This window comes from Pseudomonas sp. LBUM1645 (genome assembly GCF_059716185.1).
The window spans coordinates 6405478-6421483 of sequence record NZ_CP166811.1 but is presented as its reverse complement, the minus strand read 5'-3'; the positions used below and the strand labels follow the sequence as shown (position 1 = coordinate 6421483).

11 protein-coding genes are annotated in these 16006 nt (G+C 55.3%); all 11 read left to right on the top strand.

Features of this window, described 5'->3' with window-relative positions:
- The first annotated feature begins 207 nt into the window (after positions 1-207).
- The 11 genes from rpoB to rplB all read left to right on the top strand — a co-directional run bounded on the left by rpoB (position 208) and on the right by rplB (position 16002).
- The gene (gene rpoB, locus ACA079_RS29265; RefSeq protein WP_497701801.1) at positions 208-4281 is read left to right on the top strand and encodes a DNA-directed RNA polymerase subunit beta; all 4074 of its coding nucleotides are present in this window, start codon (positions 208-210) and stop codon (positions 4279-4281) included.
- A 64-nt stretch (positions 4282-4345) separates the two neighbouring features.
- A complete protein-coding gene (gene rpoC / locus ACA079_RS29260; protein WP_008145492.1) occupies positions 4346-8545 on the top strand; it encodes a DNA-directed RNA polymerase subunit beta' in 4200 nt (1399 codons plus the stop codon).
- A 216-nt stretch (positions 8546-8761) separates the two neighbouring features.
- Complete coding sequence (gene rpsL / locus ACA079_RS29255) at positions 8762-9133, top strand: 30S ribosomal protein S12 (protein ID WP_002555494.1); 372 nt, start codon at positions 8762-8764, stop codon at positions 9131-9133.
- 118 nt (positions 9134-9251) lie between these two features.
- Positions 9252-9722, top strand: a complete 471-nt coding sequence (rpsG, locus tag ACA079_RS29250) for a 30S ribosomal protein S7 (RefSeq protein ID WP_002555493.1) — start codon at positions 9252-9254, stop codon at positions 9720-9722.
- 30 nt (positions 9723-9752) lie between these two features.
- Positions 9753-11858: an elongation factor G gene (gene fusA / locus ACA079_RS29245; RefSeq protein WP_497701800.1), complete on the top strand. Its 2106-nt coding sequence runs from the start codon at positions 9753-9755 to the stop codon at positions 11856-11858.
- 31 nt (positions 11859-11889) lie between these two features.
- Complete coding sequence (tuf, locus tag ACA079_RS29240) at positions 11890-13083, top strand: elongation factor Tu (protein ID WP_046047317.1); 1194 nt, start codon at positions 11890-11892, stop codon at positions 13081-13083.
- Between the two features lie 141 nt (positions 13084-13224).
- A complete protein-coding gene (rpsJ, locus tag ACA079_RS29235; protein WP_003186070.1) occupies positions 13225-13536 on the top strand; it encodes a 30S ribosomal protein S10 in 312 nt (103 codons plus the stop codon).
- An 80-nt stretch (positions 13537-13616) separates the two neighbouring features.
- Positions 13617-14252, top strand: a complete 636-nt coding sequence (rplC, locus tag ACA079_RS29230) for a 50S ribosomal protein L3 (RefSeq protein ID WP_003186059.1) — start codon at positions 13617-13619, stop codon at positions 14250-14252.
- Between the two features lie 12 nt (positions 14253-14264).
- Positions 14265-14867 carry a 50S ribosomal protein L4 gene (gene rplD / locus ACA079_RS29225; protein WP_007896707.1) on the top strand — a complete coding sequence of 201 codons (603 nt, stop codon included), beginning with the start codon at positions 14265-14267 and terminating at the stop codon, positions 14865-14867.
- Positions 14864-15163: a 50S ribosomal protein L23 gene (gene rplW, locus ACA079_RS29220; RefSeq protein WP_002555488.1), complete on the top strand. Its 300-nt coding sequence runs from the start codon at positions 14864-14866 to the stop codon at positions 15161-15163. Before rplD ends, rplW begins: the two co-directional genes overlap by 4 nt.
- Positions 15164-15177: 14 nt before the next feature.
- Positions 15178-16002, top strand: coding sequence for a 50S ribosomal protein L2 (gene rplB, locus ACA079_RS29215; RefSeq protein ID WP_003176423.1), 825 nt, complete (start codon positions 15178-15180; stop codon positions 16000-16002).
- The last annotated feature ends 4 nt before the right edge of the window (positions 16003-16006 follow it).

The window sequence follows — 16006 nt, the reverse complement described above, 5'->3', positions numbered from 1 at the left end:
GTCTCCAGCCCGAGCGTTAAGCGAAAGGCTGATGGCTGGTGGCTCTTGCCACCGGCCTTTTTCCGTTATTGGCAGCCGACTGGGTCGGTGCTGATAACGAGCTGTAACCACCCGATGCGGTGGCGCAAACCATGGGGTTTGCACGATTTTCTGGCTGCTCCCGTCGGGAGGGGCCAAACAAGCAGGTGACCAAGCTGGGGAACGCTGATGGCTTACTCATATACTGAGAAAAAACGTATCCGCAAGGACTTTAGCAAGTTGCCGGACGTCATGGATGTGCCGTACCTCCTGGCCATCCAGCTGGATTCGTATCGTGAATTCTTGCAAGCGGGAGCGACTAAAGATCAGTTCCGCGACGTGGGCCTGCATGCGGCCTTCAAATCCGTTTTCCCGATCATCAGCTACTCCGGCAATGCTGCGCTGGAGTACGTCGGTTATCGCCTGGGCGAACCGGCATTTGATGTCAAAGAATGCGTATTGCGCGGTGTAACTTACGCCGTACCTTTGCGGGTAAAAGTGCGCCTGATCATTTTCGACAAAGAATCGTCGAACAAAGCGATCAAGGACATCAAAGAGCAAGAAGTCTACATGGGTGAAATCCCCCTGATGACTGAGAACGGTACCTTTGTAATCAACGGTACCGAGCGTGTAATCGTTTCCCAGCTGCACCGTTCCCCGGGCGTGTTCTTCGACCACGACCGTGGCAAGACGCACAGCTCCGGCAAACTGTTGTACTCGGCACGTATCATTCCTTACCGCGGTTCGTGGTTGGACTTCGAGTTCGACCCGAAAGACTGCGTATTCGTGCGTATCGACCGTCGTCGCAAGCTGCCTGCATCGGTACTGCTGCGCGCGCTCGGCTATACCACTGAAGAAGTGCTCGACGCGTTCTACACCACCAACGTTTTCCACCTGAGCGGCGAAACCCTCAGTCTGGAACTGATTGCTTCGCGTCTGCGTGGTGAAATCGCTGTACTTGATATTCAGGACGAGAAGGGCAAGGTCATCGTTGAGGCTGGTCGCCGTATTACTGCGCGCCACATCAACCAGATCGAAAAAGCCGGTCTCAAGACCCTGGAAGTGCCTCTGGACTACGTCCTGGGTCGCACTACCGCCAAGGCCATCGTGCATCCGGCAACCGGCGAAATCCTGGCAGAGTGCAACACCGAGCTGAACACCGAGATCCTGGCAAAAGTTGCCAAGGCCCAGGTTGTTCGCATCGAAACGCTGTACACCAACGATATCGACTGCGGTCCGTTCGTCTCCGACACTCTGAAGATCGACTCCACCAGCAACCAATTGGAAGCGCTGGTCGAGATCTATCGCATGATGCGTCCAGGCGAGCCGCCAACCAAAGACGCTGCCGAGACCCTGTTCAACAACCTGTTCTTCAGCCCTGAGCGCTATGACCTGTCTGCGGTCGGCCGGATGAAGTTCAACCGTCGTATCGGTCGTACCGAGATCGAAGGTTCGGGCGTGTTGTGCAAAGAAGACATCGTCGCGGTACTGAAGACTCTGGTCGACATCCGTAACGGTAAAGGCATCGTCGATGACATCGACCACCTGGGTAACCGTCGTGTTCGCTGCGTAGGCGAAATGGCCGAGAACCAGTTCCGCGTTGGCCTGGTACGTGTTGAGCGTGCGGTCAAAGAGCGTCTGTCGATGGCTGAAAGCGAAGGCCTGATGCCGCAAGACCTGATCAACGCCAAGCCAGTGGCTGCGGCGGTGAAAGAGTTCTTCGGTTCCAGCCAGCTTTCCCAGTTCATGGACCAGAACAACCCGCTGTCCGAGATCACCCACAAGCGTCGTGTGTCTGCACTCGGCCCTGGCGGTTTGACTCGTGAGCGTGCTGGCTTTGAAGTTCGTGACGTACACCCGACTCACTACGGTCGTGTATGCCCGATTGAAACGCCGGAAGGTCCGAACATCGGTCTGATCAACTCCCTGGCTGCTTATGCGCGCACCAACCAGTACGGCTTCCTCGAAAGCCCGTACCGTGTGGTGAAAGACGCTCTGGTCACCGACGAGATCGTGTTCCTGTCCGCCATCGAAGAAGCTGATCACGTGATCGCTCAGGCTTCGGCCACGATGAACGACAAGAAAATGCTGATCGACGAACTGGTAGCTGTTCGTCACTTGAACGAGTTCACCGTCAAGGCGCCGGAAGACGTCACCTTGATGGACGTATCGCCGAAGCAGGTAGTTTCGGTTGCAGCGTCGCTGATCCCGTTCCTCGAGCACGATGACGCCAACCGTGCGTTGATGGGTTCGAACATGCAGCGTCAAGCTGTACCAACCCTGCGTGCTGACAAGCCGCTGGTCGGTACCGGCATGGAGCGTAACGTAGCTCGTGACTCCGGCGTTTGCGTCGTGGCTCGTCGTGGTGGCGTTATCGATTCCGTAGACGCCAGCCGTATCGTGGTTCGTGTTGCTGATGATGAAGTTGAAACCGGTGAAGCTGGTGTCGACATCTACAACCTGACCAAATACACCCGCTCCAACCAGAACACCTGCATCAACCAACGTCCGCTGGTGCGTAAAGGTGATCGGGTTCAGCGTAGCGACATCATGGCTGACGGCCCGTCCACCGACATGGGTGAACTGGCGCTGGGTCAGAACATGCGCATCGCGTTCATGGCCTGGAACGGTTACAACTTCGAAGACTCCATCTGCCTGTCGGAACGAGTTGTTCAAGAAGACCGCTTCACCACGATCCACATTCAGGAACTGACCTGTGTGGCACGTGACACCAAGCTTGGGCCAGAGGAAATCACTGCAGACATCCCGAACGTGGGTGAAGCTGCACTGAACAAGCTGGACGAAGCCGGTATCGTTTACGTAGGTGCTGAAGTTGGCGCAGGCGACATCCTGGTTGGTAAGGTCACTCCGAAAGGCGAGACCCAACTGACTCCGGAAGAAAAACTGCTGCGTGCCATCTTCGGTGAAAAAGCCAGCGACGTTAAAGACACCTCCCTGCGCGTGCCTACTGGCACCAAGGGTACCGTCATCGACGTACAGGTCTTCACCCGCGACGGCGTTGAGCGTGATGCTCGTGCACTGTCGATCGAGAAGACTCAACTCGACGAGATCCGCAAGGACCTGAACGAAGAGTTCCGTATCGTTGAAGGCGCAACTTTCGAACGTCTGCGTTCCGCTCTGGTCGGCCACAAAGCCGAAGGCGGCGCCGGTCTGAAGAAAGGTCAGGACATCACCGACGAAGTTCTCGACGGTCTTGAGCATGGTCAGTGGTTCAAACTGCGCATGGCTGAAGATGCTCTGAACGAGCAGCTCGAGAAGGCTCAGGCCTACATCGTTGATCGCCGCCGTCTGCTGGACGACAAGTTCGAAGACAAGAAGCGCAAACTGCAGCAGGGCGATGACCTGGCTCCAGGCGTGCTGAAAATCGTCAAGGTTTACCTGGCAATCCGTCGCCGCATCCAGCCGGGCGACAAGATGGCCGGTCGTCACGGTAACAAAGGTGTGGTCTCCGTGATCATGCCGGTTGAAGACATGCCGCACGATGCCAATGGCACCCCGGTCGACGTCGTCCTCAACCCGTTGGGCGTACCTTCGCGTATGAACGTTGGTCAGATCCTTGAAACCCACCTGGGCCTCGCGGCTAAAGGCTTGGGTGAGAAGATCAACCGGATGATCGAAGAGCAGCGCAAAGTCGCTGAGCTTCGTAAATTCCTCGACGAGATCTACAACCAGATCGGCGGTCGTAACGAAGATCTGGATAGCTTCTCCGACCAGGAAATCCTGGATCTGGCGAAGAACCTGCGTGGCGGCGTTCCAATGGCCACTCCAGTGTTCGACGGCGCCAAGGAAAGCGAAATCAAGGCCATGCTGAAACTGGCAGACCTGCCAGAAAGCGGCCAGATGCAGCTGACCGACGGCCGTACCGGCAACAAGTTCGAGCGCCCGGTTACTGTTGGCTACATGTACATGCTGAAGCTGAACCACTTGGTAGACGACAAGATGCACGCTCGTTCTACCGGTTCGTACAGCCTGGTTACTCAGCAGCCGCTGGGTGGTAAGGCGCAGTTCGGTGGTCAGCGTTTCGGGGAGATGGAGGTCTGGGCACTGGAAGCATACGGTGCTGCTTACACTCTGCAAGAAATGCTCACAGTGAAGTCGGACGATGTGAACGGCCGTACCAAGATGTACAAAAACATCGTGGATGGCGATCACCGTATGGAGCCGGGCATGCCCGAGTCTTTCAACGTGTTGATCAAGGAAATTCGTTCCCTCGGCATCGATATCGATCTGGAAACCGAATAACACGTGACGCGAATCGAGAGCGGGGCAGGATTGCCCGCTCTCTGCTCCGCCAGGAGGAAAGGCCTTGAAAGACCTACTGAATTTGCTGAAAAACCAGGGTCAAGTCGAAGAGTTCGACGCCATCCGTATTGGATTGGCATCGCCTGAGATGATCCGTTCGTGGTCGTTCGGTGAAGTTAAAAAGCCGGAAACCATCAACTACCGTACGTTCAAACCTGAGCGTGACGGCTTGTTCTGCGCCAAGATCTTTGGCCCGGTAAAGGATTACGAGTGCCTGTGCGGTAAGTACAAGCGCTTGAAGCACCGCGGTGTGATCTGCGAGAAGTGCGGCGTTGAAGTTGCGCTGGCTAAAGTTCGTCGTGAGCGCATGGCGCACATCGAACTGGCTTCGCCAGTTGCCCACATTTGGTTCCTGAAATCGCTGCCGTCCCGTATCGGCTTGCTGATGGACATGACCCTGCGTGATATCGAACGCGTTCTCTACTTCGAGAGCTATGTCGTTATCGATCCAGGCATGACCACCCTTGAAAAAGGTCAGCTGCTGAACGATGAGCAGTACTTCGAAGCGCTGGAAGAGTTCGGCGACGATTTCGATGCCCGTATGGGTGCCGAGGCTGTCCGTGAACTGCTGCACGCTATCGATCTGGAACACGAGATTGGCCGTCTGCGTGAAGAAATTCCGCAAACCAACTCCGAAACCAAAATCAAGAAGCTGTCCAAGCGTCTGAAGTTGATGGAAGCCTTCCAGGGTTCCGGCAACCTTCCAGAATGGATGGTGCTGACCGTTCTGCCGGTTCTGCCGCCAGATCTGCGTCCACTGGTCCCGCTGGATGGCGGTCGCTTCGCGACTTCCGACCTCAACGATCTGTATCGTCGAGTGATCAACCGTAACAACCGCTTGAAGCGCCTGCTTGATCTGTCCGCTCCGGACATCATCGTGCGCAACGAAAAGCGTATGTTGCAGGAAGCTGTCGACGCACTGCTCGATAACGGTCGTCGTGGCCGCGCTATCACCGGTTCCAACAAGCGTCCTCTGAAATCCCTGGCTGACATGATCAAGGGTAAACAAGGTCGTTTCCGTCAGAACTTGCTCGGTAAGCGTGTTGACTACTCCGGTCGTTCGGTAATTACCGTAGGTCCGACCCTGCGTCTGCACCAGTGCGGTCTGCCGAAGAAGATGGCTCTCGAGCTGTTCAAGCCGTTCATTTTCGGCAAGCTGGAAATGCGTGGTCTCGCTACCACCATCAAAGCTGCCAAGAAGATGGTCGAGCGCGAGCTGCCTGAGGTTTGGGACGTTCTCGCTGAAGTGATCCGTGAACACCCGGTTCTCCTCAACCGTGCACCGACCCTTCACCGTCTGGGTATCCAGGCATTTGAACCGGTACTGATCGAAGGTAAGGCTATCCAGCTGCACCCGTTGGTCTGTGCTGCGTACAACGCCGACTTCGACGGCGACCAAATGGCCGTGCACGTACCGCTGACACTGGAAGCCCAGTTGGAAGCGCGTGCGTTGATGATGTCGACCAACAACATTCTGTCGCCAGCCAACGGTGAGCCAATCATCGTTCCGTCGCAGGACGTTGTATTGGGTCTGTACTACATGACTCGTGAAGCGATCAACGCCAAGGGCGAAGGTCGTGTGTTCGCGGATCTGCAAGAAGTTGACCGTGTGTTCCGTGCCGGCGAAGCCGCACTGCACGCCAAGGTCAAAGTGCGGATCAACGAAACCGTCAACGATCGTGATGGTGGCAGCGTCAAGAACACCCGTATCGTCGACACCACTGTCGGCCGTGCGCTGTTGTTCCAGGTTGTTCCACCTGGCCTGTCGTACGACGTCGTCAACCAGCCGATGAAGAAAAAGGCGATCTCCAAGCTGATCAACCAGTGCTACCGCGTGGTTGGTTTGAAAGAGACCGTGATCTTCGCTGACCAGTTGATGTACACCGGTTTTGCCTATTCGACCATTTCCGGCGTTTCCATCGGTGTTAACGACTTCGTTATCCCGGATGAAAAAGCCCGCATCATCAATGCTGCTACTGATGAAGTGAAAGAGATCGAAAGTCAGTACGCCTCCGGCCTGGTAACCCAGGGCGAGAAGTACAACAAAGTGATCGACCTTTGGTCCAAGGCGAACGACGAAGTTTCCAAGGCGATGATGGCCAACCTCTCGAAAGAGAAAGTCATCGACCGTCATGGCGTCGAAGTCGACCAGGAATCCTTCAACTCGATGTACATGATGGCCGACTCGGGCGCACGGGGTTCTGCTGCGCAGATCCGTCAGCTCGCCGGTATGCGTGGCCTGATGGCCAAGCCGGACGGTTCCATCATCGAAACGCCGATTACTGCGAACTTCCGTGAAGGTTTGAGCGTACTTCAGTACTTCATCTCCACTCACGGTGCTCGTAAAGGTTTGGCGGATACCGCGTTGAAAACTGCGAACTCCGGTTACCTGACTCGTCGTCTGGTAGACGTGGCGCAGGATCTGGTAGTAACAGAGATCGATTGCGGCACCGAGCATGGCCTGGTAATGACTCCGCACATTGAAGGCGGTGACGTTGTTGAGCCGCTGGGTGAGCGCGTATTGGGTCGTGTTATTGCCCGTGACGTGTTCAAGCCAGGTACCGAAGAAATCATCGTTCCTGCCGGCACACTGGTAGACGAGAAATGGGTCGAGTTCATCGAGCTGAACAGCATCGATGAAGTGATCGTGCGTTCGCCGATCAGCTGCGAAACCCGCTACGGCATTTGCGCCAAGTGCTACGGCCGTGACCTGGCTCGTGGTCACCAGGTGAACATCGGTGAAGCGGTCGGCGTTATTGCTGCCCAGTCCATCGGTGAGCCGGGTACCCAGCTGACCATGCGTACGTTCCACATCGGTGGTGCGGCAAGCCGGACCTCCGCTGCGGACAGCGTCCAGGTGAAGAATGGCGGTACCGTTCGTCTGCACAATTTGAAGCACGTGGAGCGAGTGGATGGTTGCCTGGTTGCTGTGTCCCGTTCCGGTGAGCTGGCAATCGCTGATGACTTCGGTCGTGAGCGCGAGCGTTACAAGCTGCCGTACGGTGCTGTGATTTCGGTTAAAGAAGGTGACAAGGTCGACGCTGGCGCAATCGTGGCCAAGTGGGATCCGCACACTCACCCAATCGTTACCGAAATGAAAGGTACCGTGACCTACGTGGGCATGGAAGAAGGCATCACGATCAAGCGTCAGACTGACGAATTGACCGGTATGACCAACATTGAAGTACTCGACGCCAAAGACCGTCCAGCAGCCGGTAAAGATATCCGTCCTGCTGTGAAGATGGTTGATGACAACGGCAAGGATCTCTTGCTGCCGGGTACCGACGTAATTGCTCAGTACTTCCTGCCTGCTAACGCCTTGGTCGGTGTAGCGGATGGTGCGAAAATCGCGATCGGTGATGTTATCGCTCGTATTCCGCAAGAGACTTCGAAGACCCGTGACATCACCGGTGGTCTGCCGCGTGTTGCCGACTTGTTCGAAGCCCGTCGTCCGAAGGAAGCGTCGATTCTGGCTGAAGTCAGCGGCACCATCGCGTTCGGTAAAGAGACCAAAGGCAAACGCCGTCTGGTTATCACCCCGAACGACGGTACCGATCCGTACGAAGAGCTGATTCCGAAGTGGCGTCACCTGAACGTCTTCGAAGGCGAACAGGTAAACCGCGGCGAAGTTATCTCCGACGGCCCGAGCGATCCACACGACATCCTGCGTCTGCTGGGTGTGAGTGCGCTGGCCAAGTACATCGTGAACGAGATCCAGGACGTTTATCGTCTGCAAGGCGTGAAGATCAACGACAAGCACATCGAGACCATCCTGCGTCAGATGTTGCGTAAAGTTGAAATCGCTGAATCCGGCGACTCGACTTTCATCAAGGGCGACCAGATGGAGTTGACTCACGTTCTGGTAGAGAACGAGCGTCTGGCTGGCGACGAGAAATTCGTTTCCAAGTTCACTCGCGTGCTGTTGGGTATCACCAAGGCGTCGTTGTCCACCGAATCGTTCATCTCGGCGGCTTCCTTCCAGGAAACCACTCGTGTACTGACCGAAGCGGCAGTAACCGGCAAGCGCGATTACCTGCGCGGCCTGAAAGAAAACGTGGTCGTGGGTCGTCTGATCCCGGCTGGTACCGGTCTGGCTTATCACAGCGAGCGCAAGCGCCGCCGTGATGCTGACAAACCGTTGCGCGTAAGCGCCAGTGAAGTGGAAGCTGCACTGACCGAAGCGCTGAACTCGAGCGGTAACTGAGTTCTGCGGTAAATGAGCGTAAGGCCCTGGCCATTCCGTTCATCGAATCGAGACAATTTGTCGAGGTTGGATGAGTGGGGAGGTCGGGGCCTTGCCTTGACTGGGGGCAAGATCCTCTTTAGACTCTTGTACCCCTAAATTTGGCGGGAATTCGTTCCTGCCATTTTGCTTTTCTTGCAAGACAATAGCGTCGCAAGACAACAGTGGAGCTAGTAGATGGCAACTATCAACCAGCTGGTACGTCAGCCGCGTAAGCGTATCGTCGAGAAATCCGACGTACCTGCGCTGCAGAACTGCCCGCAACGTCGTGGCGTATGCACCCGTGTGTATACCACCACGCCGAAAAAACCTAACTCGGCACTGCGTAAAGTATGCCGTGTGCGTCTGACCAACGGTTTCGAGGTTTCCTCGTACATCGGCGGTGAAGGCCACAACCTGCAAGAGCACAGCGTGGTACTGATCCGCGGCGGTCGTGTAAAAGACTTGCCAGGTGTTCGTTACCACACCGTACGCGGTTCTTTGGATACTTCCGGCGTTAAAGGTCGTAACCAGGGTCGTTCGAAGTACGGTACCAAGAAGCCTAAGTAGTAGTGGCTTTTTGTAAAAACTGATTTTCTATTTTTCTGAGTCGATAAGAGTAAGGTCGGAGGCGTCCCGAAAGGGCACCGATTCCGAGCGAACCTGAAGACCGTTTGAGGGCTTATCCATGCCAAGAAGACGCGTAGCAGCCAAGCGCGAAGTGCTTGACGATCCAAAATACGGAAGCCAAATCCTGGCCAAGTTCATGAACCACGTAATGGAAAGCGGCAAGAAAGCCGTTGCCGAGCGTATCGTTTATGGCGCGCTGGAGAAGGTTAAAGAACGCAAGAACAGCGACCCCCTGGAAATCTTCGAGAAAGCTCTCGACGCCATCGCTCCGCTGGTCGAAGTAAAGTCGCGCCGTGTAGGCGGTGCTACTTACCAGGTTCCGGTTGAAGTTCGTCCGTCCCGTCGTAACGCCCTGGCAATGCGCTGGTTGGTAGACTTCGCCCGCAAGCGCGGCGAGAAGTCTATGGCTCTGCGTTTGGCTGGCGAACTGTTGGACGCTGCCGAAGGTAAAGGTGCTGCAGTTAAGAAGCGTGAAGACGTGCACCGTATGGCTGAAGCCAACAAGGCTTTCTCGCACTACCGCTTCTAATTTTAGCGTCACTAATTTTGCGAGGGCTTTATGGCTCGTACTACACCGATTAATCGCTACCGTAACATTGGTATCGTTGCTCACGTGGATGCTGGTAAAACCACCACCACCGAGCGCGTCCTTTTTTACACTGGCAAAAGTCACAAGATGGGCGAGGTGCATGACGGCGCCGCGACCACAGACTGGATGGTGCAGGAGCAGGAGCGTGGTATTACCATTACTTCTGCTGCTATTACCGCCTTCTGGCAGGGTTCCGAGAAGCAGCACAAAGACCAATACCGCTTCAACGTTATTGATACCCCGGGCCACGTTGACTTCACTATTGAAGTTGAACGTTCCCTGCGTGTACTCGATGGCGCGGTCGTTGTGTTCTGCGGCACCTCGGGTGTTGAGCCTCAGTCGGAAACCGTATGGCGTCAAGCCAACAAATACGGCGTTCCACGTCTTGTTTACGTAAACAAGATGGACCGTGCTGGTGCGAACTTCCTGCGCGTGATCGGTCAGATCAAGCAGCGTCTGGGTCACACTCCGGTGCCAATCCAGTTGGCTATCGGTTCCGAAGACAACTTCCAGGGTCAGATCGATCTGATGGCCATGGAAGCTGTTTATTGGAATGATGCTGACAAAGGCATGGTTCCAGTTCGCAAGCCTATCCCTGCTGAACTGCAGGAATTGGCTGACGAGTGGCGCGGCAACATGGTTGAGGCTGCGGCCGAAGCCAGCGAAGAGCTGATGAACAAGTACCTCGAAGGTGAAGAACTCACCAACGAGGAAATCAAGGCCGCTCTGCGTCAGCGTACTATCGCTGGTGAGATCGTTCTGGCTGTTTGCGGTTCTTCCTTCAAGAACAAGGGTGTTCCCCTGGTTCTCGACGCCGTTATCGACTACCTGCCTGCTCCAAGCGACATTCCTGCCATCAAGGGTACTGACCCGGATGACGAGACCAAGGAAATGGAGCGTCACGCAGACGACAGCGAGCCGTTCTCGGCTCTGGCGTTCAAGATCGCTACCGACCCATTCGTGGGTACCTTGACCTTTGTTCGAGTTTACTCGGGCGTGTTGGCATCCGGCGACGGCGTGATCAACTCGGTTAAAGGCAAGAAAGAGCGCGTGGGTCGTATGGTGCAAATGCACGCAAACGCCCGTGAAGAAATCAAGGAAGTACGCGCTGGTGACATCGCGGCCTTGATCGGCATGAAGGACGTCACCACTGGTGAAACTTTGTGCAACGCTGACAAGCCAATTATCCTGGTTCGCATGGACTTCCCGGAGCCGGTTATTTCGGTTGCCGTAGAGCCTAAGACCAAGGACGACCAGGAAAAAATGGGTATCGCTCTGGGCAAACTTGCTCAGGAAGATCCATCTTTCCGCGTCAAGACTGATGAAGAGACTGGTCAAACGATCATCTCCGGCATGGGCGAGTTGCACCTGGACATCCTGGTTGACCGGATGCGCCGTGAGTTCAACGTCGAAGCCAACATCGGTAAGCCTCAAGTTTCGTACCGTGAGCGCATCACGAAGAGCTGCGAAATTGAAGGCAAGTTCGTTCGCCAGTCCGGCGGTCGTGGCCAGTTCGGTCACTGCTGGATTCGTTTTGCTCCTGCTGACGAAGGTCAGGAAGGTCTGCAATTCCTGAACGAAGTAGTGGGTGGTGTGGTTCCTAAGGAATACATCCCGGCTATCCAGAAGGGTATCGAAGAGCAGATGAAGAACGGCGTTGTTGCCGGCTATCCGCTGATCGGCCTGAAGGCTACCGTGTTTGATGGTTCCTACCACGACGTCGACTCCAACGAGATGGCGTTTAAGGTGGCTGCTTCCATGGCGACCAAGCAACTGGCCCAGAAGGGCGGTGGTGAGTTGCTTGAGCCGATCATGGCGGTAGAGGTTGTTACGCCTGAAGACTATATGGGTGACGTGATGGGCGACCTTAACCGTCGTCGCGGCATGATCCTGGGTATGGAAGACACGGTTTCCGGCAAAGTGATTCGCGCCGAGGTTCCGTTGGGTGAGATGTTCGGTTACGCAACCGACGTTCGTTCCATGTCCCAAGGTCGCGCAAGCTACTCTATGGAATTCAAAAAATACAATACAGCTCCGTCGCATATCGTCGAAACTGTTACCAAAAAACAAGGCTGATTCAGCCCCTTTAGGCTAGGAGTTAATTGTCGTGGCTAAAGAAAAATTTGACCGTACCCTCCCGCACGTCAACGTTGGCACCATCGGTCACGTCGACCACGGTAAAACCACGCTGACCGCTGCTCTGACTCGCGTCTGCTCCGAAATTTTCGGTTCGGCCGTTGTTGCTTTCGACAAAATCGACAGCGCTCCGGAAGAAAAGGCTCGTGGTATCACCATCAACACCGCACACGTTGAATACAACTCGCTGATCCGTCACTACGCTCACGTTGACTGCCCAGGTCACGCTGACTATGTGAAGAACATGATCACCGGTGCTGCTCAAATGGACGGCGCTATCCTGGTTTGCTCGGCCGCTGATGGTCCGATGCCACAAACCCGTGAGCACATCCTGCTGTCCCGTCAGGTTGGCGTTCCGTACATCGTTGTCTTCCTGAACAAGGCTGACATGGTTGACGACGCTGAGCTGCTGGAACTGGTTGAGATGGAAGTGCGCGATCTGCTGAGCACTTACGACTTCCCAGGTGACGACACTCCGATCATCATCGGTTCGGCTCTGATGGCTCTGAACGGCCAAGACGACAACGAAATGGGTACCACCGCTGTTAAGCGCCTGGTAGAGACTCTGGACAGCTACATCCCAGATCCAGTTCGTGTTATCGACAAGCCGTTCCTGATGCCAATCGAAGACGTATTCTCGATCTCCGGTCGCGGTACTGTTGTAACTGGCCGTATCGAGCGCGGTATCGTCAAGGTTCAGGATCCACTGGAAATCGTTGGTCTGCGTGACACTACCGTCACCACCTGCACCGGTGTTGAAATGTTCCGTAAGCTGCTCGACGAAGGTCGTGCTGGCGAGAACTGCGGCGTGCTGCTGCGCGGCACCAAGCGTGACGACGTTGAGCGTGGCCAGGTTCTGGTCAAGCCAGGTTCGGTTAAGCCGCACACTACCTTCGAAGCTGAAGTGTACGTGTTGAGCAAAGAAGAAGGCGGTCGCCACACTCCGTTCTTCAAAGGCTACCGTCCACAGTTCTACTTCCGGACCACTGACGTGACCGGTAACTGCGAACTGCCGGAAGGCGTTGAAATGGTAATGCCAGGCGACAACATCAAAATGGTTGTCACCCTGATCAAAACCATCGCAATGGAAGATGGTCTGCGTTTCGCTATTCGTGAAGGCGGTCGTACCGTCGGCGCTGGCGTCGTAGCCAAAATCATCGCTTAATAAGTGATGGCTTGAAAAAGCCCCCGCCTAGCGGGGGCTTTTTTATTGGGTTGACACTGTAGTAGCCCGTCTATAGAATTGCGCCTCCTTTTAACGGGCGTATTGCGCTCGCTGGGAATAGCAGCCGGAGTCTGAAATCCAATGCAAAATCAGCAAATCCGTATCAGGTTGAAGGCTTTTGACCATCGCCTGATCGACCAATCCACCCAGGAAATCGTGGAAACCGCGAAACGTACTGGTGCTCAAGTGCGTGGTCCAATTCCACTGCCTACCCGTAAAGAGCGGTTCACCGTTCTGGTCTCCCCGCACGTCAACAAAGACGCGCGTGACCAGTATGAGATCCGTACTCATAAGCGCGTTCTGGACATCGTCCAGCCAACGGATAAAACCGTTGATGCTCTTATGAAGCTTGATCTTGCGGCCGGTGTGGAAGTGCAGATCAGCCTCGGCTAAGACTCGGTCTTAGTCGTGTAACGCTCTGAAATGGGCGGCCATAGCGGGTGAAAGCCCCGTACACTCATGAGGTTTACAACATGACTATTGGTGTAGTCGGTCGTAAATGCGGTATGACCCGTATTTTCACCGAAGAAGGTGTCTCCATTCCGGTCACGGTCATTGAGATCGAACCGAATCGCGTCACCCAGTTCAAAACTGAAGAGACCGATGGCTATCGTGCAGTGCAAGTCACTGTAGGCGAGCGTCGTGCTTCGCGTGTTACAGCTGCTCAAGCTGGCCACTTCGCTAAAGCGAACGTTGCCGCTGGTCGTACCGTAATGGAATTCCGTCTTGAAGAAGGCGAGTACCAGGCCGGCGATCTGATCAACGCTGAAATCTTCGCCGCTGGTCAACTGGTTGATGTAACCGGTCAGTCCAAAGGTAAAGGCTTCCAGGGTACGATCAAGCGTTGGAATTTCCGCGGGCAAGATAATACCCACGGTAACTCCGTATCCCACCGCGTTCCAGGCTCTATCGGCCAGTGCCAGACTCCTGGTCGTGTATTCAAGGGCAAAAAAATGTCCGGTCATATGGGCGCTGAGCGCGTGACCGTGCAGTCCCTCGAAGTAGTGCGCGTGGACGCTGAACGCAATCTGTTGTTGGTCAAGGGCGCTGTTCCTGGCGCTACTGGCGGCAACTTGGTTGTACGTCCAGCAGCCAAGGCTCGCGGTTAAGGGGAAGCTGACATGCAATTAAATGTAAATGACGCTCAAGCGATCGAAGTTTCCGAACTGACATTTGGCGGCGAATTCAACGAGACGCTGGTTCACCAAGCAGTCGTGGCCTACATGGCCGGCGGCCGTCAAGGTAGCAAGCAGCAAAAGACCCGTTCCGACGTTCGTGGTGGCGGTAAGCGCCCATGGCGTCAGAAAGGTACTGGCCGTGCTCGTGCCGGTACTATCCGTAGCCCAATCTGGCGTGGCGGCGGTACCACTTTCGCAGCTCGTCCTCAGGATCACACCCAGAAGCTGAACAAGAAGATGTATCGCGCAGCAATGCGTTCCATCCTTGCTGAGCTGGTGCGTACTGATCGTCTGGTTGTGGTTCAGGACTTCGCTGTTGATGCACCGAAGACCAAAGATCTGCTGAACAAACTGACCGGCATGGGCCTGACTGACGTCTTGATCGTGTCTGAAGTAGTTGATCAGAACCTGTACCTGGCTGCTCGTAACCTGCCACACGTTGATGTACGTGACGTGCAAGGTTCCGATCCAGTTAGTCTGATCGCATACGACAAGGTGTTGATCACCGTGTCGGCCGTGAAGAAATTCGAGGAGCTGCTGGGATGAACCAGGAACGCGTATTTAAAGTTCTGCTTGGCCCGCACGTTTCCGAGAAGGCTACGGTTCTGGCTGACAAGAAAGGCCAGTTCGTTTTCAAGGTTGCAACTGACGCAACCAAGCTGGAAATCAAGAAGGCCGTCGAAAGCCTGTTCAGCGTGAAAGTAGAGCGTGTTACTACCCTGAATGTTCTGGGTAAGAGCAAGCGCACTGCTCGCGGTCTGGGCAAGCGTAATGACTGGAAGAAGGCAGTTATCTCCCTTCAGCCAGGCCAAGATCTCGATTTCAGCAGCAGTGCTGAGTAAGGAAGGGGTGCATCATGGCAATCGTTAAATGCAAACCGACTTCCCCTGGCCGCCGTTTTGTGGTCAAGGTGGTCAACCAGGAGCTGCATAAAGGCGCTCCTCACGCACCGCTGCTCGAGAAAAAATCGAAGACTGGTGGTCGTAACAACAATGGTCGTATTACCACTCGTCACATCGGTGGTGGCCATAAGCAGCATTATCGTCTGGTCGATTTCCGTCGCAACGACAAAGATGGCATCTCTGCCACTGTCGAGCGTATTGAATACGATCCAAACCGTACTGCTCACATCGCTCTGCTGCTGTACGCAGATGGCGAGCGTCGCTACATCATCGCCCCTAAAGGCGTGAGTGCTGGCGACCAGCTGATCGCAGGTGCTCTGGCACCGATCAAGCCGGGCAACGCTCTGCAACTGCGTAACATTCCAGTTGGTAGCACCGTACACGGCATCGAATTGAAGCCAGGTAAAGGCGCGCAAATCGCTCGTTCCGCTGGTGCTTCGGCTCAGCTGATCGCTCGTGAAGGTGTCTACGTGACCCTGCGTCTGCGTTCTGGTGAGATGCGTAAAGTGCTGGCTGAATGCCGCGCGACCCTGGGTGAAGTCTCGAACTCCGAGCACAGCCTGCGTTCGCTGGGTAAAGCTGGTGCCAAACGCTGGCGTGGCGTTCGCCCAACCGTTCGTGGTGTTGCCATGAACCCGGTTGACCACCCACATGGTGGTGGTGAAGGTCGTACCTCTGGTGGTCGTCATCCGGTATCGCCATGGGGCTTCCCGACTAAGGGCGCGAAGACTCGTGGTAATAAGCGTACCGACAAAATGATCGTCCGTCGTCGCAAGTAAATAG